Annotated in this window: 24 protein-coding genes; 14 read left to right on the top strand and 10 right to left on the bottom strand. The window is 66.6% G+C overall.

Going from position 1 to position 20,277, the window contains the following annotated elements; translation table 11 throughout:
• Positions 1-40: 40 nt before the first annotated feature.
• Both HALXA_RS13585 and HALXA_RS13580 read left to right on the top strand, forming a co-directional pair.
• Positions 41-397, top strand: a complete 357-nt coding sequence (locus tag HALXA_RS13585; protein WP_013880949.1) for a hypothetical protein — start codon at positions 41-43, stop codon at positions 395-397.
• 133 nt (positions 398-530) lie between these two features.
• The gene (locus tag HALXA_RS13580) at positions 531-812 is read left to right on the top strand and encodes a hypothetical protein (protein WP_013880948.1); all 282 of its coding nucleotides are present in this window, start codon (positions 531-533) and stop codon (positions 810-812) included.
• Positions 813-824: 12 nt separating this feature from the next.
• On the opposite strand, the gene HALXA_RS13575 is transcribed toward HALXA_RS13580, so the two are convergent.
• Complete coding sequence (locus tag HALXA_RS13575) at positions 825-1,907, bottom strand: M20 family metallopeptidase (RefSeq protein WP_013880947.1); 1,083 nt, start codon at positions 1,905-1,907, stop codon at positions 825-827.
• A 503-nt stretch (positions 1,908-2,410) separates the two neighbouring features.
• Between HALXA_RS13575 and HALXA_RS13570 the strand changes: the two genes are divergently transcribed.
• A complete protein-coding gene (locus tag HALXA_RS13570) occupies positions 2,411-3,244 on the top strand; it encodes a helix-turn-helix transcriptional regulator (protein ID WP_013880946.1) in 834 nt (277 codons plus the stop codon).
• A 46-nt stretch (positions 3,245-3,290) separates the two neighbouring features.
• A complete protein-coding gene (locus HALXA_RS13565) occupies positions 3,291-5,165 on the top strand; it encodes a PINc/VapC family ATPase (RefSeq protein ID WP_013880945.1) in 1,875 nt (624 codons plus the stop codon).
• 35 nt (positions 5,166-5,200) lie between these two features.
• Here the strand turns inward: HALXA_RS13565 and HALXA_RS13560 are convergent, their stop codons facing one another.
• Positions 5,201-5,968: a hypothetical protein gene (locus HALXA_RS13560; protein ID WP_049895313.1), complete on the bottom strand. Its 768-nt coding sequence runs from the start codon at positions 5,966-5,968 to the stop codon at positions 5,201-5,203.
• A 216-nt stretch (positions 5,969-6,184) separates the two neighbouring features.
• Here HALXA_RS13560 and HALXA_RS13555 point away from each other — a divergent pair, with 216 nt between their 5' ends.
• On the top strand, positions 6,185-7,102 hold the full coding sequence (locus HALXA_RS13555; RefSeq protein WP_013880944.1) for an NAD+ synthase: 918 nt from the start codon (positions 6,185-6,187) through the stop codon (positions 7,100-7,102).
• Positions 7,103-7,127: 25 nt separating this feature from the next.
• Here HALXA_RS13555 and HALXA_RS13550 read toward each other — a convergent pair whose 3' ends face one another.
• From HALXA_RS13550 to HALXA_RS13540, 3 genes are all read right to left on the bottom strand, one after another.
• Positions 7,128-7,541: a hypothetical protein gene (locus HALXA_RS13550; RefSeq protein ID WP_013880943.1), complete on the bottom strand. Its 414-nt coding sequence runs from the start codon at positions 7,539-7,541 to the stop codon at positions 7,128-7,130.
• Between the two features lie 77 nt (positions 7,542-7,618).
• Positions 7,619-7,912 (bottom strand): MarR family transcriptional regulator, encoded by a 294-nt coding sequence (locus tag HALXA_RS13545; RefSeq protein ID WP_007140198.1) that lies wholly within the window; start codon positions 7,910-7,912, stop codon positions 7,619-7,621.
• 170 nt (positions 7,913-8,082) lie between these two features.
• On the bottom strand, positions 8,083-9,690 hold the full coding sequence (locus HALXA_RS13540; protein WP_013880942.1) for a long-chain-fatty-acid--CoA ligase: 1,608 nt from the start codon (positions 9,688-9,690) through the stop codon (positions 8,083-8,085).
• Positions 9,691-9,879: 189 nt separating this feature from the next.
• Here HALXA_RS13540 and HALXA_RS13535 point away from each other — a divergent pair, with 189 nt between their 5' ends.
• On the top strand, positions 9,880-10,200 hold the full coding sequence (locus HALXA_RS13535) for an EMC6-like membrane protein (protein ID WP_013880941.1): 321 nt from the start codon (positions 9,880-9,882) through the stop codon (positions 10,198-10,200).
• 3 nt (positions 10,201-10,203) lie between these two features.
• Positions 10,204-12,018: a ribosome biogenesis/translation initiation ATPase RLI gene (locus tag HALXA_RS13530; protein WP_013880940.1), complete on the top strand. Its 1,815-nt coding sequence runs from the start codon at positions 10,204-10,206 to the stop codon at positions 12,016-12,018.
• 59 nt (positions 12,019-12,077) lie between these two features.
• Here the strand turns inward: HALXA_RS13530 and HALXA_RS13525 are convergent, their stop codons facing one another.
• Positions 12,078-12,770: a class I SAM-dependent methyltransferase gene (locus HALXA_RS13525; RefSeq protein ID WP_013880939.1), complete on the bottom strand. Its 693-nt coding sequence runs from the start codon at positions 12,768-12,770 to the stop codon at positions 12,078-12,080.
• 67 nt (positions 12,771-12,837) lie between these two features.
• A complete protein-coding gene (locus HALXA_RS13520) occupies positions 12,838-13,359 on the bottom strand; it encodes an archaemetzincin family Zn-dependent metalloprotease (protein WP_013880938.1) in 522 nt (173 codons plus the stop codon).
• 39 nt (positions 13,360-13,398) lie between these two features.
• On the opposite strand from HALXA_RS13520, the gene HALXA_RS13515 reads away from it, so the two are divergent.
• The 3 genes from HALXA_RS13515 (at position 13,399) to HALXA_RS13505 (ending at position 15,424) form a co-directional block, all read left to right on the top strand.
• Positions 13,399-13,803: a UPF0146 family protein gene (locus tag HALXA_RS13515; RefSeq protein WP_171814674.1), complete on the top strand. Its 405-nt coding sequence runs from the start codon at positions 13,399-13,401 to the stop codon at positions 13,801-13,803.
• Between the two features lie 80 nt (positions 13,804-13,883).
• Complete coding sequence (locus HALXA_RS13510) at positions 13,884-14,435, top strand: hypothetical protein (RefSeq protein WP_013880936.1); 552 nt, start codon at positions 13,884-13,886, stop codon at positions 14,433-14,435.
• Between the two features lie 113 nt (positions 14,436-14,548).
• Positions 14,549-15,424, top strand: a complete 876-nt coding sequence (locus HALXA_RS13505) for a TIGR01548 family HAD-type hydrolase (protein ID WP_013880935.1) — start codon at positions 14,549-14,551, stop codon at positions 15,422-15,424.
• A gap of 6 nt (positions 15,425-15,430) precedes the next feature.
• Here HALXA_RS13505 and HALXA_RS13500 read toward each other — a convergent pair whose 3' ends face one another.
• Both HALXA_RS13500 and HALXA_RS13495 read right to left on the bottom strand, forming a co-directional pair.
• Positions 15,431-15,928 carry a response regulator gene (locus HALXA_RS13500; protein WP_013880934.1) on the bottom strand — a complete coding sequence of 166 codons (498 nt, stop codon included), beginning with the start codon at positions 15,926-15,928 and terminating at the stop codon, positions 15,431-15,433.
• Positions 15,929-15,968: 40 nt separating this feature from the next.
• Complete coding sequence (locus HALXA_RS13495) at positions 15,969-16,850, bottom strand: glycerophosphodiester phosphodiesterase (protein ID WP_013880933.1); 882 nt, start codon at positions 16,848-16,850, stop codon at positions 15,969-15,971.
• A gap of 93 nt (positions 16,851-16,943) precedes the next feature.
• On the opposite strand from HALXA_RS13495, the gene HALXA_RS13490 reads away from it, so the two are divergent.
• The 3 genes from HALXA_RS13490 (at position 16,944) to npdG (ending at position 19,550) form a co-directional block, all read left to right on the top strand.
• A complete protein-coding gene (locus HALXA_RS13490) occupies positions 16,944-17,201 on the top strand; it encodes a hypothetical protein (RefSeq protein ID WP_049895471.1) in 258 nt (85 codons plus the stop codon).
• Positions 17,202-17,401: 200 nt separating this feature from the next.
• Entirely contained in the window at positions 17,402-18,778 is a 1,377-nt protein-coding gene (locus HALXA_RS13485; RefSeq protein ID WP_013880931.1) for a hypothetical protein, read from the top strand.
• 103 nt (positions 18,779-18,881) lie between these two features.
• Entirely contained in the window at positions 18,882-19,550 is a 669-nt protein-coding gene (gene npdG / locus HALXA_RS13480; RefSeq protein WP_013880930.1) for an NADPH-dependent F420 reductase, read from the top strand.
• A gap of 120 nt (positions 19,551-19,670) precedes the next feature.
• On the opposite strand, the gene HALXA_RS13475 is transcribed toward npdG, so the two are convergent.
• On the bottom strand, positions 19,671-19,973 hold the full coding sequence (locus HALXA_RS13475) for a thioredoxin family protein (protein WP_013880929.1): 303 nt from the start codon (positions 19,971-19,973) through the stop codon (positions 19,671-19,673).
• A 141-nt stretch (positions 19,974-20,114) separates the two neighbouring features.
• Here HALXA_RS13475 and HALXA_RS13470 point away from each other — a divergent pair, with 141 nt between their 5' ends.
• A complete protein-coding gene (locus HALXA_RS13470) occupies positions 20,115-20,276 on the top strand; it encodes a preprotein translocase subunit Sec61beta (protein ID WP_013880928.1) in 162 nt (53 codons plus the stop codon).
• Position 20,277: the final 1 nt, after the last annotated feature.

The following is a 20,277-nucleotide window of genomic DNA, read 5'->3' as shown; positions in this document are numbered from 1 at the left end:
AAGCCGCGGACTGTTCGTGCTCGCTGACGAATCGGTAGGTATGGTCCTCGCATCAGCCGTCGTCTTCATCGCCAGCCTCCTCATCGGTGCGCTCGGCATCTACGTCGGGGCTCGAGTGATCGTCGGCGCGGCCGACTACGACCATGCGATCGTTACCGCGCTGATCGGAGCGATCGTCTGGGCGCTCGTGGGCTTCTTCATCGGGTGGATCCCGCTGCTAGGGCCGATCCTGGCGCTGCTCGCGTACATCGCGGTGATCAATCTCCGGTACCCCGCCGGCTGGACCGCCGCGGCGATGATCGGCCTGATCGCGTGGGTAACCGTTCTGGTGGTGCTGTACGTCCTCGCGGCGCTCGGCATCACCGGGTTCAACGCGGTCGGCGTGCCGGGGATCTAACGGGACGAGCGGTATTTGCTGTCACGACGGCCGGACCTAAACTCACATAGCCTGTCGACGCACGGCGTAGCGACTCGCAGTCGCACGGCCGGTCAAGAGTTATCCGAGTCGACCGCAACATTCGACACGATCAATGGGATTCTTCGAGAATCTGGGTCGGAAAGTCGGGGAGTTCACACAGGAAGCGAAACGGGCGGCCGACGAGGAAGCGACCTACGCCTGCACGGACTGCGGCGAACGATTCTACACGACACAGGACGAGTGCCCGGCGTGTGGCAGCGCCGCGATCGTCGAGCAACAGGTGAGTTCGGCGGACGGGGACGAGGACGTCGATACCGACTCGAACTCGAGTGCGGATTCGGCTCCTGACTCGTCCGCAGCCGACGATTCGACGGATGGGAAATCGACCGAGTAATATCCCGCCAGCTTACCGCGGCCAGGACTCGGCCACCTTCCGGTAGGTCTCCTCGCACCGCCCGAGCACGTCGATCGAGACGCTCTCGTCGGCGGTGTGGGCCTCGCCGGGTTCGGCCGCGCCGCAGATCACGCACTCCGTGCCGGCCTCGGAGAGCCACCCCGCGTCGGTCGCGTGGGGTTTCGTGACGAGTTCCGGCGAGCCGGACTGGGCCGCGTCGGCCGCTTCGAGCACTGTTTCTGCAAATTCGCGGTCGTCGCAGCGCATCGGCGGCAGGTCCTGGTCGACGGTCCACTCGACGCCCTCGAACTCCTCAACGCGCTCGAGAGCGGCCCGTTCGCCCGGGACCGTCCGCTCGTCGATCGTCACCTCGCAGCGGTCGGGGACGACGTTCCACGCCCGGCCGCCCTCGATCTCGGTGACGACGACGCTGCCCGCGAGCGTCTCGCCCGCCGCGTCGACGGCCGGGGGCTCGAGGTCGCGGACGACGTCGACGGCGTCAGTCGCGCGGTAGACGGCGTTCTCGCCCGCGTCGGCCTCGCTCGCGTGGGCCGCCGTGCCGCGTGCGGTGATCGTGCTGGCTCGGCGGCCCTTGTGCGCGACGGCGACGTCCGTGACGCCCGGACTCGAGTAGCCGGTCGAGCCCTCCCCGACGACGGCGTAGTCGGGTGCGAATCCCTCGTCGATGGCGCGGCGCGCGCCGACGCCGCCGACCTCCTCGCCGACGAAGCTCGCGAAGACGAGTTCGCCGGCCGGCTCAGCATCGCGGAAGGCGAGCATGGCCGCTGCGACGGCCCCCTTCATGTCGGCCGTGCCGCGGCCGTAGAGACGGCCGTCGCGCTCCTCGACGACGTACTCGCCGTCCGCCTCGAGTTGCGACTCGTCGGGTTCGACGACGTCGTGGTGGCCGACCAGCGCGAGCGACCGGTCGCCCGCGCCTTTGCGGGCGATCACGTTGCCGACCTCGTCTCGAGTGACGTCGGCCGCGGTTTCCCGGCGGAGCCAGGCCTCGATCTCGTCGCCGACGGCGGTTTCGTCCTCGTGGCTCGGCACGGCGACCAGCTCGCGCGTCAGTTCGGCGACCGTCGCAGTCATTGTCTCGGTGCGTACTAGACGGCCCGGGGCCGTGAGTGCGTCGGTGCGGCGAGTCGGCGTTGACACTGTGACTTCGAGGCGTCGGCGCGTCGAAAACGGAGCCCCGAGCGTCAGCGGACCGATTCGAACGGCCGATCTCGGCGGCCGCATCGCTCTCGTAGGTCGCTCGAGGGTGGCGTTCGAGCCGGGCAGTCTCGAACGCCGTCTCTGTCAGAGGCACGCGACAACCACCGACATGCGGTCGCTGACCGCTGGATCGTGGTGTCGACGAGTGGCGCCTACCGCGGCGCACGCTCGACTTTGCCGAAGACGGCCCTTACCTTATCGAATGAACGGTCGTTCAACGGCTGTATCTCGAGCGGGAATCGAACACGGCGCGAACGGACCTGCGTTCCGGACCGACGGCGAACGGCGCAGATCACGGTTCGACGACTGTTACAGATTGGTTACTCCGCTCACATAACCAGAAGCAATAATACTCTGTGTCAATCAGACCGTACCCAATGGGTTACGATTGGGGGAAACAACTGTTCTCGTCCCCGCACCGACTCGAGGTGCTTCGGGAACTCCGGTCGGCCCCCGCGGACACGCAGGCGCTCACCGGCGCGCTCTCGATCTCGCGGGTGACCGTCCAGCGCCACCTGAACCGGTGTTGCGAACTCGGGTGGATCCACAAGGTCGACGGGCGCTACGAGCTCACCCCGCTCGGCGACCGCGTCTGCGAGGCGACGGCGACGTACCTCGACCGACTCGACGTCCTCGAGTCGCACGCGGACGTGATCGACGGGCTTGCGGCCATCGACGACGAGTTCGATCCGCTCTTGCTGACCGACGCGACCGTCACGGTCGCCGAGTCGAACGATCCGCACGGCCCGATCAGCCACTACCGGAGCGCGATGAGCGAAGCGACGACCGACGACATTCGCGGGATTCTACCCGTGTTCAGCGAACTGCTCATCGAGGTCCACCGCGACCTCCTCGAGGCGGGCGTCGACACCGAACTGATCGTCCCGCGATCGGTGCTCGAGGCGGCGCCGCCGGACGAGCCGATTGCCGGCGGCCAGTTCACCCTCTACGTGCTCGACGAGCCGCTCGAGTTCGGCGTAACGCTGACCGACGAGCGCGCGTTCGTCGGCTGCTACGACGACGGGACGTTCGTCGCGTGCATCGAGAGCGACGAGCCTGCGTTTCGCGAGTGGGCCGACGAGGTCTACGAGGGTCGCCGCGAGGCGGCGACGCGACTGTCGCTCGAGGCGAATGGTGGAACGGTCGACGATGACGGCGCCGGCGCCGACGCCACTGCCGACGGCACTGACGAAGCCGACGACGACCCGTGAAGACGCGTCCCGCACCCTTTTACCTGCGAAGGGCGAACCGTACGACATGAACGTCGTGCCGGACACGAGCGTGGTCATCGACGGCCGCGTCTCGGCGACGATTGAAGACGGGCAGTTCGAGGGAGCGACGATTTCGGTACCCGAGGCCGTCGTCGCGGAACTCGAAGCGCAGGCCAACGACGGCATCGAGACCGGCTGGGACGGTCTCGAGGAGCTCCAGCGGCTCGCCGACTTAGCCGACGAGGGCGTCATCAACCTCGAGTACGTCGGCGAGCGGCCCAACGCCATCGAGCGGGGCCACGCCTCCGAGGGCGAGATCGACGCCCTGATCCGCGACCTCGCGGAGGACCTGGGCGCGACCTTCCTCACCAGCGACATCGTCCAGGCGGAGGTCGCGAAGGCGAAGGGGCTCGACGTCGAGCACGTCTCCCCCGAGGTGCGGGAGGTCGACGTCGGGACGCTCACCGTCGAGAACTACTTCGACGACCAGACGATGAGCGTCCACCTCCGGGCGGGCGCCGTTCCGAAGGCCAAGCGGGGCGAACTCGGCGAGATGCGGTACGAACCCATCGCCGACGAGCCCTTGGACGAGGAGACGATGGACGAGTACGCCCGCGAGGTCGTCGACGCCGCCAAGGAGTCCTCCGAGGGCTTCCTCGAGCTCTCCCAGCCCGGGATGAAGATCGTCCAGTTCCGGGACTACCGGATCGCGGTCGGGCGCCCGCCCTTTTCCGACGGCATCGAGATCACCGCCGTCCGGCCGATCGCCCAGACCGACATCGAGGACTACGAGAACGCCGACGAACTCAAAGAACGGCTGCTCGAGCGCCAGCGCGGCGTCCTGATCTCGGGCGCTCCCGGCGCCGGGAAGTCGACCTTCGCGCAGGCGGTCGCCCGCTTCATCTCCGATAACGACTACGCGGTCAAGACGATGGAAAAGCCGCGGGACCTGCAGGTCGGTCCCGAGATCACCCAGTACACGGAACTGGGCGGCGAGATGGCCAACACGGCCGACGCGCTGCTGATGGTCCGGCCGGACTACACCATCTACGACGAGGTCCGCAAGACCGACGACTTCGAGGTCTTCGCGGACATGCGCCTGGCGGGCGTCGGCATGATCGGCGTCGTCCACGCGACCCGACCGATCGACGCCCTGCAGCGGCTCGTCGGCCGCGTCGAACTCGGGATGATCCCGCAGGTCGTCGACACCGTCGTCTACATCGAGGCCGGGGAGGTCAACACCGTCTACGACGTCAAGACGGAGGTCAAGGTCCCCGCGGGACTCACCGAGGAGGACCTCGCTCGCCCCGTGATTCAGGTCACGAACTTCGAGACCGGCGAGCCCGAGTACGAGATCTACACGTTCAACCGCCAGGTCGTCACCGTCCCGCTCAAGGACGACGAGGGCGGCCCCGCCAGCGAGTCCGGCGTCGACCGCATCGCCAAGCAGGAAATCGAACGCGAGATCCGCTCGGTCGCGCGCGGCTACGTCGACGTCCAGCTCAAGGGCCAGGACCGCGCGGTCGTCTACGTCGAGGAGGACGACATCTCGAGCGTCATCGGCAAGGGCGGCGGTCGGATCACCGACATCGAGAACCGCCTGGGAATCGACATCGACGTCCGCACCCACGACGAGAACCCCCACTACGGCGCGGGCGCCGGCAGCGCCAACGCCAGCAGCGACGGCGGCGGGCAGGCCGCCGGCCAGATGGTCACGCCCGAAGTCACCTCCCGCCACATCGTCATCCCCGTCGACGGTAACCACGGCGAGACCGTCGAGGTCCAGGCCGGCGGCGACTACCTCTTCACCGCCACGGTGAGTCGCGGCGGCGAAATTCAGGTCTCTCGAGGGAGTGCGATCGCGGACGAGTTGGAGCAGGCGATCGACCGGAAGGATCCGATTACGGTCGTTCCGTCGTAACCGCGTACCGACGGCGATCCGATTGTATCGTCGAGTCAGTAGAGCGCTCCGTCCTCGTCCCACGAACACGACTGTCTCGGATGGCCGGGCCGCGGGATCGCACCGTACAGCGTTTCGTCGTATTCGACGCCGCCGTCGGTGATGGCGTACCTGTCTCGCCGCGGCGGGTATCCCATCGTCACCCAGAAGTCGACCGTCACCGACTCGCCGTCGTCGGGCTCGAGCGTGACGTCGTAGCGTCCGTACTCGTCAGTAACTGGGACGCGAGCGAGTCGGCCCCAATCGATTTCGTCGGCCGGGACGTTGCCGGGCGTCTCGTCTCGAGGGTACGGTTCGACGGTGACGCGTTCCGACAGGACCCGGTCGCCGTTCGTATCGTCGACGATGACCGCACCAGTCCACGGGTCGGCCGTCGTGTTCCGGAGGAGCAATTCCTTCGGCTCCTCGCGCTCGAGCGTGACTGCCGTGAACGACAGCGTTCGTTTCGTCCCGAACCCGAGCCATACGGATGCTTCGGTAATCCGGGCCTCGTAGTACGTTCCGTCCTTCCGGAGTACGTCGGCGGATCGAGCCGCGACGGTCTCGTACAAAAACTCGTTCGTGACGAGGAACGCCGTCGTTTCGTACGTTCCCGCTGCCATGGCCTCGTCGATTTCGTCCTGCACCGCCTCGGGGAGCTTCGCGTACACGAGCACCGATTCGGGGCACGGCTCGTAGGCCGTCGCGGTACGCTCGAGGCAGCCGGCGACGCCGACCGTCGCCGCCGTCGCTGCCGTCGCGAAGAGAAACGCCCGGCGTTGCATACCGGACACAGTTCAGTAGTCCGATAAATGTTTTTGGAATGACGGGTGTTGGCACACGTCGCCGATATTCCCGGAGTTGACGAACACACACCGATTCGCCGATCCGCAGCCTGTGTGAGTACCAACCCCACATTCAACTACTAGCTGTTTAAGGAGTAGGCATAAATACGAGACGAATGTTTCATACCAGTAGCGAGAACGCAGTGATCTGACCCAATGAGTACTGAAAGGGAGACGTTCGTCTATTCGGAGTCGCACAGCGAGAACGGACCGTTCATCACCGATCCGGCGGGCCTCGAGGCGGCACACGCCCGGATCGTCAGCGAGATTCGGTCGACGGTCGCCGACGCGGGTGCCGAGGGCGTCGTGGTGGCGATGAGCGGCGGGATCGACTCGACGGTGACGACGGCGCTGGCCGTCGAGGCGCTGGGCAACGAGCGCGTCCTCGGGCTCGGGCTGCCCTGTCACAAGAGCGAGCGCGCCGGCGTCAGCGAGGCCCGAACCATCGCCGAGGGACTGGGTATCGACTTCCGCGAGATCCAGTTGCGACCGCTGCTCGAGACCTTCGAGGAGACGGCGACGCCGGTGCTCGAACCCGACGCCGACGGCGGTCGCCCGGCGGAGCGAAACCACGCGCTCGGCAACGTGATCGCGCGGTTCCGGATGGTCTGTGCGTACTACGCGGCCAACCGGCGCTCGAAGCTGGTGCTCGGCACCGCGAACCGCTCGGAGCGCCTGCTGGGTTACTTCACGAAGTACGGCGACGGCGCCGCGGACGCCTACCCGCTGGGCGACCTGTACAAAACCGAAGTGCGAGCCCTCGCGGGGCAGATCGGGATTCCGCGCCGCATCGTCACCAAGGAGCCGACGGCCGGGTTCTGGGCCGGCCAGACCGACGCCGACGAACTCGGGGCGCCGTACGACGACCTCGATCCGTTCCTGACCCGGCTCGTCGACGAGGGACAGTCGATCGCCGACGCGGCGTCTGGACTCGAAATCGACCGCGAGACGGCGCGATCGATCGCGTGGCTGTGCGCCGAGACGACGCACAAGCGAACGACGCCACCGACGCCGGGCGTCGGGGACCGAACCGAGTCGACGCTCGAGTTCGGTGACGAGCCTGCGGACTCCTGACGAGCGGCGGCCTCGAGCGGTCCCCTCAGTCGGCCTCAAAGTGGTACAGGTCCGGATTTCGCCACCAGAACAGCAGCCAGGCGACGAGGAAGCCGCCTCCCATCGCGAGGATATCCTGCAGGTACCGCGGAATCTCGAATCCGAAGCCGGAGAGCACCGCGATCACGGTCGTCGCACCGATGATCGCACCCAGCAGGACGAAGACGATATCGCCGACGATCCGCGCGCTCGAGTGCTCCCAGTAGTGTTGGCGGTGGTCGTCGTACCAGACGCCGACGTAGATCAACACGGGCGCCATGGTGGCGATGACCGTGACGACCTGATACTCCTCGGCGAGGCCGGCCCGACCGAGAACGACGTTGAGAAACTGCGCGACGATCGACGCTGCAAAGAGGCCGATCAGCAACCAGCCCCACCGGGGAAGCCGCTCCTTGTCCATGCGGGGGAACGGTCACCGGACGAAAATAATCCTTGTCGTTCGCTCAGTGTGGCTACCGCGCGGAGGATGCCGTTTCGTTATTCCGCGCAGCAGGCGTCCTTTTTCGGGGATTCGTCGACGCCGTTCCCGTCGGCCGCCACCGGTTCTTCGAGCCGGTAGAGGCTCTGTCGGGCGTCGGCGAAGTAGATGTCCTCGTCGACGATGCCGATCTCCTCGAGGCGCTCGAGCGCGTAGCGGACCGTCCGGGCGGAAAGCATCGATTCCTCGACGATCTGTTTCTGGGTCAACGGGCCGTCGTACTCGAGAACCTTGAAAACGAGTTTGGCGCTCGGTGGCAAGTCTTCGATCTCCTCCCCGTCAGTCTCTGCCATATTACGAATCGAAAACTCCCAGCAGTATAAAAGTTGAGCCTTACGGACGCCATTGGGGAAATATTTCGTACCTATTATGGACGTAATATGTATTTGTGGGCGCCGAATCGCCGGAATACCGCATTTGACTGGCCAGTCAGGATGTTCGTCGTTGACGGCGGCCGACGGCGTTATCCTTCACCGATCGCTCGATCCTCGTCGGCCCACTCGCGCTGGCGCAGTTCGTACTTCTGAATCTTCCCGGTCGCCGTCTTCGGCAGTTCCTCGACGTACTCGATCCGACGGACGACCTTGTAGCTCGCCAGCCGGTCGCGGGTGAACTGGGTCAGCTCGTCGGCGGACACCGGCGGATCCTCCGGGTCGCCGTTCGACGGCACGACGAACGCCTTCGGCGTCTCGCCCCACTCCTCGCTGGGCGCCGGGATCACGGCCGCGTCCGCGACGGCGTCGTGATCGAACAGCGTGTCCTCGAGTTCGATGCTCGAGATGTTCTCGCCGCCGGAGATGATGATGTCCTTCTTTCGGTCGCGGATGGCGATCAGCCCGTGCTCGTCGACCGTCGCGAGGTCGCCCGTGTGGTAGTAGCCCTCGCGGCGCTCCGAAAAGGCCTCCTCGGTGGCCTCGGGCTTGTTCCAGTAGCGGTCCATCACCTGGTTGCCGCGGACGACGACCTCGCCGAGCGTCTCGTCGTCGCGGGGGACGTCCTCGCCGTCCTCGTCGACGACGCGGACGTCGGTCCCGAGCACGCCCATCCCCTGCCGTTTCTTCATCGAGAAGCGGTTGTCCGCCTCGAGGAGTCGCTCGGGCGAGATCGTGATCAGCGGGCCGGTCTCGGTCGCGCCGTAGAGGTGTTTGAGCCGCCAGCCGAACTCCTCCTCGACGGCGCGGATGGTGGCTTCGGGCGGGGCGCTGCCGGCGGTGGTCACGCGGACGTCGTTGTCGCCGGTCATCTCGGGTTCGCCCTCCCGTTCGTAGTAGTCGATGAGTTGATTGAGCACCGTCGGCGCCGCACAGAGGAAGGACACGTCCTCCTCGCGGATCGTCTCGATCACCTCGTCAGCGTTGACCCCGCGGGTGCAGACGTGCTTCGCGCCCAGTCCCGTCACCGCGTAGATGTGCCCCCAGCCGTTGACGTGGAACATCGGCAGCGTCCACAGGTAGACGTCGCCGTCGGTGAGTTCGTGGTAGATCGATACCAGGTACGCGTGGAGCGTCTCCGTCCGGTGGGTGCGACAGACGCCCTTCGGGTCGCCCGTCGTGCCGGAGGTATAGTTGATCGTGATGATCTCGTCTTCGGCCATCTCGGGCTGCTCGTAGTCGGGTTCGGCCGCTTCGAGAACGTCGTCGAAGTCCTCCCAGTCACCCTCGACGGCGTCGGCGTCGTTCGTCACGAACGTCTCCGTGGGCACCTCGTCGCGGATCGCCTCGATCTTCGCGGCGTACTCGTAGTCGGCGTAGACGGCGTCCATCTCGGCGTCGGCGAGCATGTACGCGTAGTCCTCGGACGTCAGCCGGTAGTTCAGCGGCGCGTGGATCGCCCCGATCGACATCGCCCCGTAGGCCGCCTCGAGGTGGTAGTGCGTGTTCGGGTCGAGCACCGCCACGCGGTCGCCCTTTCCGATCCCCCTCTCCTGTAGCGCTCGAGCGAACCGGTCGACGCGATCGCCGAACTCGTCGTAGGTGAACCGCTCGCCGTCCGTCCCGACGATCGCTTCCTGATCGCCGTAGTGTCGACGGGCCTGCTCGAGGAAGTCGGTCACGAGGAGTGGCGTCTCCATACCATATTCTCAATGAACGTCCATGTAATAGATTGTGGTCGGTCGACCGGCACAACAGAGTGTGAACCGGGCACCGTGAGTGGGCGACGTTACGCTGTGTACCCGTGGCACGCGAGACGTGCCGGCTCACGCTCTCGGTCGGGTCCCCAATGCGAACGGCTTTTTAGCACCGCCCCCGGAGTTGCGCCCATGTCGACCGAATCGATCAGCGACCGACGCGAGCACATCCGCTCGGTCGGCGTCACCGCGCTGGCCGCGCTGCTCGGGGTCGCCGCAGCACTGGCCTCCATGGCCGTCACCGGCGATCTTCCGGCGAGGGAAGCGGCCGGCGAGACGCTACCGCAGGCGTTCGTCGTCGTGGCGATTCTCGTCCAACTCGCGCTGCTCAACGTCACGAGTATCTACGACGAGGACGAGTTCGGCATGAAACACAACCTGTACGTCGCCTTCATGACGTTCTCGTTCTGGTTCATCACCTGGGGAATCCTGCTGACGTCGGAGGCAGCCTAACCCATGGCAGACGATAGTATCGCCGTCGTCGACCTCGATCGGTGCCAGCCCGACCGGTGCAGCTACGAGTGTAAGAACTACTGCCCGCCCAACCGCACCGGCAAGGAGTGCATCACGCTCCGCGGCGAGGAGACCGACGAAGGACAGCCCGAACAGGTCCGGATCTCCGAGGAGATCTGCCTCGGCGAAACCTGTGGCATCTGCGTCGAGAAGTGTCCCTTCGACGCCATCGAGATCATCAACCTGCCACAGGAGCTACAGGACGAGCCCGCCCACCGCTACGGCGAGAACGCCTTCTCGCTGTACGGCCTCCCTGCGCCGCAGGAAGGACAGGTCACCGGCATCCTCGGGCCGAACGGCATCGGGAAGACGACCGCCGTCCGCATCCTCGCCGGCGAACTCGAGCCCAACCTCGGCCGCCACGAGGAGGAAATCGACTGGGACGACGTGCTCGAGGCCTACCGCGGGACTGAACTGCAGGACTACATCGCGGACGTCCGCGACGGCGAGGTCACCGTCGCCCGGAAGCCCCAGTACGTCGACCAGATCCCCGAGACGTTCGACGGCAACACGCGCGAACTGCTCGAGCAGACGAACGAGCGTGGCGCGCTCGACCAGTTGGTCGAGCGGCTCTCGATCGAACCCGTCATGGAGCAGTCGATCGACGACCTCTCCGGCGGGGAGCTCCAGCGGGTCGCGCTCGCGGCCACCCTGGCGCGGGACACGGACTTCTACTTCCTCGACGAGATCACGCCGTACCTCGACATCGGCCAGCGGGTCACCGCCGCGCGCTTGATCCGCGAACTCGCCGAAGAGGAGAACAAGTCGATGCTCGTCGTCGAGCACGACCTCGCCATCCTGGACCTGCTCGCCGACACGCTCCACGTCGCCTACGGTGAGCCCGGCGCGTACGGTGTCGTCACTCCACCGAAATCCGTTCGGAACGGGATCAACGAGTACCTCTCGGGCTACCTCGAGAACGAGAACATGCGGATCCGGCCGGATCCCATCGAGTTCGAGGAGCACGCGCCCCGATCCGCGACCCGCGGCGACGTGCTCGTCGACTACCCCGACCTCACCAAGAGCTACGGCGACGGCGAGTTCTCCCTCGAGGTCGAGGGCGGCCAGATCCGCGAGAACGAAGTGCTGGGCATCGTCGGCCCGAACGGGATCGGGAAGTCCACCTTCGCAAAGCTCTTGACGGGCAATCTCGAGCCCGACGAGGGCGACGCGGACCTCGATCTCGATATCTCGTACAAGCCCCAGTACGTCACCATCGACCAGCACATGCGGGTCGACGCCTTCCTCTCGTCCATTACGGACCAGTTCGGCTCCTCGTACTGGAACACCGAAATCGCCCAGCCCCTGCAACTCGAGCGGATCATGGAACAGAACCTCTCGGACCTCTCCGGCGGTGAGCGCCAGCGCGTCGCCATCGCCGCGTGTCTCTCCGACTCCGCGGATCTCTACCTGCTGGACGAACCCTCGGCCCACCTGGACGTCGAACAGCGCGTCCAGGCTACCAGCGCGATCCGGCGCTACGCCGAACAGCAGGACGCGACGGTCATGGTCATCGACCACGACATCTACATGATCGACCTGCTCGCGGATCGTCTGATGGTCTTCGACGGCGAACCCGCCGTCCACGGGCGGGCCGGCCAGCCCCAGTCGATGCGCGACGGCATGAACGAGTTCCTCGCGAACCTCGAGGTCACGTTCCGCCGCGACGAGCGCACGTCCCGGCCCCGGATCAACAAGCCCGACTCGCAACTCGACAAGGAGCAGAAGAGCGAGGGCGAGTACTACTACGCGCCCTGATCCAGCGCGTTCGTTTTTGCTGCCGCCGTCGGTCGGTTCTTCTGTCGTCGATCGCCGCCTTACGCTCGCGACTCCGCCACCCGCGCTCGTAGCACCGCGAACAACCCGTCCCCGTGCCCCTCGCGGACGTCGGGCTCAGCGTTTGGATCGATCGATGCCGGCTCGTCGAACACCGTCTGAAGCCGCCCCTCGACGGTGAATCCGGCGTCCTCGAGCGCCGCAGCCGCCTCGTCGGCCGTCAGAAACTCCGCGTCGGCGTAGAACGGACTCTCGTCTTTGTGTTCCTGATAAACCTGTCCGACCGGACTCGAGCGATCGAGGACGGCGACGACCAGCGTGCCGTCGTCGGTTAGCACGCGCCGCGCCTCCGAGAGCGTCGCCTCGAGGTCGTCGACGAACGACAGGACGGTCACGAACAGGAGGCGGTCGACCGCGTCGTCGGCGACGGGCAGCGATTCGGCGACGCCCCGAACGGGATCGACGCCACGGTCTCGAGCGTGGGTAAGCGGCGTTCGAGCCGGGTCGATGCCGATAGGAATCTCGAGCGGGGCGGCGAACCGTCCGGTGCCGACGCCGACCTCGAGGGCGCGGGTGCGGGTGAGGGGTCGATTCCCGTCGCTCCCATCGAGGGCGTGGCGGTCGGGGAGCGCACGCTCGAGGGCGGCCCGTTCGGCTCGGTAGGCGTCCTCGTTGTGCTCGAACCAGTCGTCGTACTCGTCGGCGCGGGTTTCGAAGGGGTCGGTGGTCGGCATCGATCGGCGTTCGGACGCCGGGGAGAAAATGATACGGCCTAATTTTGCTTGAATCAGCTCGGAATCGTCAGCTGATCAAGCGCTGACAGCTGCCACAGAGGTTCTCCTCCTTGATATCGACCTCGCGGACCGTCGGCGAGAAGTTCATCACGCAGCGATTGTTGTCGCAGTGCTCTAAGCCGTAGGTGTGACCGATCTCGTGGACGATCTCCTTGCGGACGCGGTCCTCGAAGATGTCTTCGGCGCTCTGGTTCGAGAACCCGCCGTCGCTCGAGGTTTGCAGGCGGTAGGTCGAGACGACGCTGCCGCTGCCGTCGAGGTAGGCGAGCCCGAAGACGTAGTTGCGCCGGCGGTAGAAGAGGTCGTGGGGCGTGATCGCGATGTTTTTGTCGCCGCGGCCGACTCGTTCGGCCAGTTGGATGAAAGATTCGGCAGAGTACTGGTTCCGGCCGGAGTCGTACGCGCCGTTCGGAACCGACTGCGAGTCGTTGATAGAGACCTCGCAGTCGTAGACCGATCGCAACGCCGAGGAGGCGGCCCGCTTGACCTCCGCGGGGACGTTGCCGACCGGCACGATGTCGACGAGCATGGCAACGGCTATGGGCGCAGAGGCCATAAACGTCCCGCCGTGTCCCACTCTCGCCGCCGCTCGGATGCAATGATCGATTACCTCCGCGAGTACGACCGCGCGGTCGAGATCGGGATCGGCCGCCGGACGGAGCTGGCGGCCGCGCTCGCGAAAGCGGGAGTTTCCGTGATCGCAACCGACGTCTACCGGCGCGAGGTCCCCCACGGCGTCCGATTCGTGCAAGACGATATCGTCGATCCCGACCCCGCAATCTACGCCGACGCCGACGCGATCTACGCCCGAAACCTGCCGCCCGAACTCCACCGGCCGGCGCTCGAGGTCGCCCGCGAGGCCGACGCCGCCTTCTACTTCACGACGCTGGGCGGGGACCAACCGGCGGTGCCGGTTGATCGAAAGACGATCGAAACGGGGACGCTGTACGTGGCTCGAGCGGGGATTCAGTGACCGCCGATCAAGGTCGTTGCACCGACGGTATCGTTTCGACACCACCCACAGTGATAAGGTTGAATTTTCTACCAGTTCGCATGGTCGATTCACAGGCCGGGAGCGGACGAATCGAGACGTACTCCGGGTGCGGATTCGACGTCTTCGATCCCGATCCCGACGACGTGCGACTCCTCGATATCGCCGCCGGGCTAGCTCACGCCTGTCGGTTCGGCGGTCACTGCCGGCGGTTCTACAGCGTCGCCCACCACTCGATACACGTGAGCCGCGAACTGCCGGCCGACTCCCCGCGGCTGCAGCTCCTGGGCCTGTTACACGACGCCGGCGAGGCGTACGTCGGCGACGTTCCGCGGCCGCTCAAGGCCAGGTTCGAGTCGTTCGAACGCGTCGAAGAGCGCGTTCTGGACGCGGTATGGACGGCGTTCGATATCGAGCCGCCGACGGACGACGAGTGGGACCGCGTGATGGCGGCGGACGACCGCCTCCTCGCGTACGAAGCCGACCGGATCCTCGAGGACGGGAGTTGGGCGGGTCGGGCGCCCGATCTCGAGTACGATCTTCGATCTGACTCGTTCGACGCGATTCGAGAGCGGTTCGTCTCGCGCGGCGAGGCGCTGTTGGCCGAGTTGTAGCCGGGATGCCGTCCTCGCCGGGCACCGGCAACCGGCGGCAACCGAGGGTACCGAAGGAACGGCCGACGACCGAAACCGACCGGCTTTATTCCGATCGGCCCGTTCGAGGGCGTATGAACGCAGACGCCGTCGTGCTCGACATCGACGGAGTGCTCGTCGACGTCGCCGACTCCTACCGGCGCGCGATCGTCGAGTCCGTCGACTACGTCTACGACCGCACGATCCGCAAAGACGACATCCAGCAGTTCAAGGACGCGGGCGGGTTCAACAACGACTGGGAACTCACCTACGCCGCCGCCCTCTACATCCTCGCGACGGGCGAGGGATACGACGAGTCCATCGACGCCTTCACCGACGCCATCGCCGAGAACGGCGGCGGCCTCGAGGCCGCCGAAGCCGTCGTCCGCGACCGGATCGGCGCCCGAGCGACCCAGCGCGTCAAAGAGCGCTGGGACCGCGAGCGACTGCGCGACGTCTTCCAGCAACTCTACCTCGGCGCGGAACTGTATCGGGGCCTCGAGGGCGGCGAACCCGACATCGAGACCGAGGGGTTCATCCACGACGAGCCGGTGTTGCTCGAGGCCGACGCGCGCGATCGGTTGCTCGAGCGCTACGACGTCGGCGTCCTGACCGGCCGCCCCGAAGCCGAGGCCGAGATCGCCCTCGAGCGCGTGGGGCTCGAGGACGAAGTGCCGCTCGAGCACCGCTTCACGATGGACGACTGGGAGGAAGGGAAGCCCCACCCGCGGGCGCTGACGACGCTGGCCGAACGGTTCGACGCCGAGCGCATCGTTTTCGTCGGGGACACGTTAGACGACGTCCGAACGGCGAACAACGCCGCCGAAGCCGATCCCGGTCGAGAGTACCACGGGATCGGTGTGCTCACCGGCGGGCTCACCGGCGAGGAGGGCCGCCGAAAGTACGAGGCCGAAAACGCGGCGGCGGTACTCGAGTCGATCAACGAACTGCCGTCCCTGCTCGCCGAGTAACGCCGTCTACTCCTCGCCAGTCTCGTCCGTCTCACTCGCTTCGCCCGCTTCGCCCGCTTCGCTCGAGGAGAGCCGCACGAACGTCAGCCAGAAGTTCTCGAACGAGCGGACAAGCTCGACGAACTCGTCGGGCTCGATCGGTTTCTGGACGTAGGCGTTCGCGTGGAGGTCGTACGAGCGGGCGATGTCCTCCTCGGCGTCGGAACTGGTCATGACGATGACCGGAATCCGCCGGAACGCGGGATCGGATTTGAGTTCGGTCAGGACGTCCTCGCCGCTGACGCCCGGTAAGTGAAAATCGAGCAGGACGAGGTCCGGCCGCGGCCGTTCGACGTGGTCGTTTCGCCGGTGGACGAAATCCAGCGCGTTCTCGCCGTCGGAGACGGTGTGGACGTCACAGGCGATGTTCGCGTCGGCGAACGACTCGTCGAACAGCCTCGCGTCCCCCGGGTTCGGCTCGACGAGCAGAATCGTGATCACGTCCTCGGTCGGCGGCCCTGCCATAGCCGTATTTGACCGGGCGTACCCAAGAGCTTCGCGGTGCTCAAGGTTCTCTTCGGTCAGTTCTCGAGGCCGCGGCGGATGCCGCTCGCTCGAGTCCGGGGTAGTCCGCGATGATCCCGTCGACGCCGGCCGCGGCGAGTTGGTCGAACTGCCCCCACGTCTCGACCGTCCAGACGTTGACCGCTCGCCCGTCCTCGTGGGCCCGCTCGAGCACGTCGAGCTCCGGTTCCGCAGCCGGGAGGCCGGCGTACTCCGTCGTCGCCAGCGGGACCCCGGCGACGGCGTTTCGCGGCGGGTGGATCGCCTCGCAGTCGTAGCGGTCGGCGATCGTCAGCCCGGCCTCGAGGTCGTCCCAGACGAGCGGCGCGGCGGCGTACTCGGGTGCGGCCTCGCGGAGCGCGGCGAGCGCGCCCTCGCAGAACGACGAGAAGAGCAGGTCGCCGTCGAACGCGCGACACTCGTCGACGACGCGCTCGACGAACGGCTTCCAGACGTCTCGCCGCGCGTCGCGCTCGTCGGGTGCGAGCGCCTCGCCGAACCGCAGGTCGGTCGTGCCGGGATTCTTCAGTTCGACGTTGACGCCCGCGGTGTCGGGGAGCGCCTCGAGCAGGGTCGCGAGCGTCGGAATCGTTTCGTCGGTGCCGAGGACCCGCGTTTCCTGCAACTCCTCGAGCGGCGTCTCCCGAACGAGGCCGTCGGCGTCGGTGAGCGGCCGGCCGTCGCGGGGATGGGTGCCCTCGAGGCGGTCGTCGTGGACGACGACCGGCGTTCCGCAGGCGGCCGGCTGGACGTCGATTTCGATCATCGCCGTGTCGTCGCGTTCGGCGGCCCGAACGGCCGCAGCGACGGTGTTCTCGGGAGCGACGCCGGCGTAGCCGCGGTGGGCGATGACGGCGGGCCGGGAGCGCGTGGGACGTGACATAGCGGCTCAACGACAGGACGGGTAATGGAACCTGCGTTCAGGGTGGCAACTCCCGGCCGCCCCTTCAACACCCTTCCCGTGGTGGTCGCTCCCGTGACCGACCTCATCCTCGAGGACGTCGAACGGCAGTTGAATCGCGCGACCGACCTCGAGACCGAGGAGGCGGTGTCGGTGCTCCGGACGGCCCGCGAGGACCTGCAGGCGCTCGGCAACGATCCCGACGTGGACGAAGAGCGGCGGCAGGCGCTCGAGGAACGACTCGACCAGCGGATTCGCGAGGTACAGAACCGGGACGCCTACGACAGCGGATTGGGCGCGTCGATGAATCCGGAGGAGGGCGACGCTCCCTGACGGCGACGACAGGTCGCTCCCAACCGCGAGGCGCTCGCGTAACGGCCGCCTACGAGCGGCGAGCGGCCGGGTTGTGCGGTCCTACTCGAGTAGTCCGACCCAACGTCGCGGCCGTCGGAGACCCGCCGCACCCGAAACGTCGGGTTGGGCCGCGAAACGGTAGTCGAGACTTTCAGTCCGATTCGCGGTACTGAACCGGTATGCGGGGACCAACTCGACGGCGGGTGCTGCGAGGGATATCGACCGGCGGCGTCGTACTCGGGGCGACGCGCTGGTCGCAGGGAATCGACCGCGGCGAGGCTCGGGTTTCGACCGGGGCGCAGGACGCGAGCGGGAGCGGGGAGGGGACGCCCAACCTCGAGGTTGAAATTATCGAAACGGATGCGCCGGTGCACGCGGGCGAATACCTCGGCGTGACGGTCGCGATCACAAATCACGGCACGTCGGCCATCCGACCGGACGTCGACTTCCTCGTCGGCGAGGATCCGGATCGGTTCAGCCGCGTCAGTATGATGATCGAACCCGGCGAGACACGAACGACGAGCCACGGATTCTACACCTATCCGGTGCCAAGGGACGAAGAGTTCCCGGTTCGAGTGGAAACTGACGGCGACGCCGACGAGCGAACCGTTTCGGTGATCGGTGCATCCCGGCTGTCGAACGCGAGCCCCGGCGGCGAGTTCGCCGTCGAACCTGGGACCGAGATCCTGTTTGAGGCCGCCCCCAACGATCCCGACGAGTCCCACAACGTCGTCTGGTGGGTCGACGGCGAACAAGCGAACTCGTTCGTTGGCCCCTGGGAATGGGCTTACTTCGGCGAGATCGGGACCTATTTCTTCCGGCACCCGTTCGAATCGCCGGGAACGCACGACGTGGCGGCAGCCGTAATTCCTCGCGAGCGGGAGGAAACGTACACGGCCCACTGGCGGGTCGACGTGACCGCGAGCGGGATCGGATCGCCGACGGTCGAGGCGATCCGTCCGGAACCGGGCACCGTTCCGATGACCGGCAACGAGCCCGTCACGTTCGAACTCGAGGCGACCGATCCTGCTACCAGCCTCGAGCGAGTCGTCTGGTGGCTCACCCAGGCCGACGTAATTCTGGACGTCACCGAACTCAGCGGCCGGACGGACACGGCGCAGCTGGTAACGGACTCGGCCTGTCACACCTGCCACGTCGTCCCGTGGGTGATCTGTTCGGACGGGACGGTGACCCAGCCCGACGCGGAGTGGCAACTCGAGCGGGTCGAAGACGACGGTAGTGACGGTGAACCCGGCAGCGAACTCGAGCTCTCGATCCGCACCACGAACTCGCCGGTCGACGCGGGCGAGTACCTCGAGGTGATCGTCGACATCACGAACACCGGCTCCGAGACCGGCCGGCAGACGCTCGAGCTCATCGTCGGCCACGATCCGAAGAAGCTCGACACGCAGGACGTGGTGGTCGAACCCGGCGAGACGGGCGCGGCGACGCTCGGCTTCGAGACGTATCCGACGAAGCGGGACGAGCAGTTCCCGGTTCGCGTCCGCGGGGAGGACGACACTGTCGTGACGTCCGTGCAGGTCTTCGCCAAGTAGTCGGCGCTCGTCCGCGGGCTCGGAGCCGCGACGCAGTCGACGCCCTCCCGCTCGGGCCGGCCGATCACCCGGTTTTATTCCGATTTCGCTCGCAGGGGCGCGTATGCGAATCGCACTGCTCGGCGGCACCGGCGACATCGGCGAAGGGCTCGCGCTCCGGTTCGGACGGGACACCGACCACGAGGTGCTCGTCGGCTCCCGCGACCCCGAGAGCGCCCGGGACGCGGTCGCCGGCTACGAGGAAACCCTCGAGGCCCACGGCGCCGAGGCCACCGTCAAGGGGTTCGTCAACGAGATGGTCACCGACCGCGCCGACGTCGCGGTGCTCGCGGTTCCGCCCTACCACGTCGGCGACACGATCGAGTCGGTCGCGGACGCGCTCGACGAAAACACGATCCTCGTCACGCCCGCGGTCGCCATGAAACGCGACGACGGCGGGATGCAGTTCCACCCGCCGTCGGCCGGCAGCACGACCGAACTCGTCGCCCAGCGAGCGCCCGACGGCGTTCCGGTCGTCGGCGCGTACCACAACCTCCCGGCCGCCCGGCTCGCCGATCTCGAGGCCGACATCGACTACGACACGCCCGTCGTCGGGACCGATCGCGACGCGGTCCGGACCGTCGTCGATCTAACTAACGAGATCGAGGGACTTCGCGCGCTCGAGGCGGGGCCGCTGTCGAACGCCGCGGCGATCGAGAGCCTCACGGCGCTGACGATCACGCTCACGATGTACAACGACGCCCGCGATCTCGGCGTGAAGTGGCAGGAGTGACGCTCGCCGTACTAGCCGCTACGGCGCGGCGAAAACGGAGAGAAATGAACGAGACGACCGGGATCAGTTCCGGCGTCTCGGTGTCGGCGACCCGATAGTTACAGTTGCTACGGCTACGGCCTACGCGCCGGCCGACTCGAGGGCGTCCTCGATGTCCTCGCGCTGGGTGACGCCGACGAAGCGCTCGACGATGCCGTCGTCGTTTTCGATGATCAGCGTCGGCAGCGAGCGGACCTGGTACTCATTGGCCAGGTCCTGTTGTTCGTCGACGTTTACCTTCTCGACTTCGAAGCGCCCCTCCCAGTCCTCCTCGAGTTCCTCGAGGATCGGATCCTGGGTCTTGCAGGGGCCACACCAGTCCGCGTAGAAGTCCTTGAGCGTGACAGTCATGCGGTTCAGCGCTAGTTGCCACGCGCGGCGCATAAGGGTTTCCCAGTCGCGCGGGCTTGCCGCAATCTCGGTGCAAACGGCTCGAGGTAGACGAGTCGAGACGGCGTCGGCCGCGACCCGTCGAGGACCACCGCCGGACGAAAGATTTAGTTCCGGGCGACCGTATGACCGCACATGGATAAAGGACAAAATTCCGGCGGCTTGATGTCCAGTGCCGGACTCGTCCGGTACTTCGACTCGGAGGACTCGAACGCGATCAAGATCAATCCCAAGACCGTCATCGCAACCGGCGTGCTGATCGGCGTTCTCGTACAGCTGCTGACCTTCGTCGCGTAAG

The sequence above is a fragment of the Halopiger xanaduensis SH-6 genome (assembly GCF_000217715.1).
Lineage (GTDB): Archaea > Halobacteriota > Halobacteria > Halobacteriales > Natrialbaceae > Halopiger > Halopiger xanaduensis.
The sequence above is the reverse complement of the archived record's forward strand: the minus strand, read 5'-3'. Positions and strand labels throughout refer to the sequence as shown.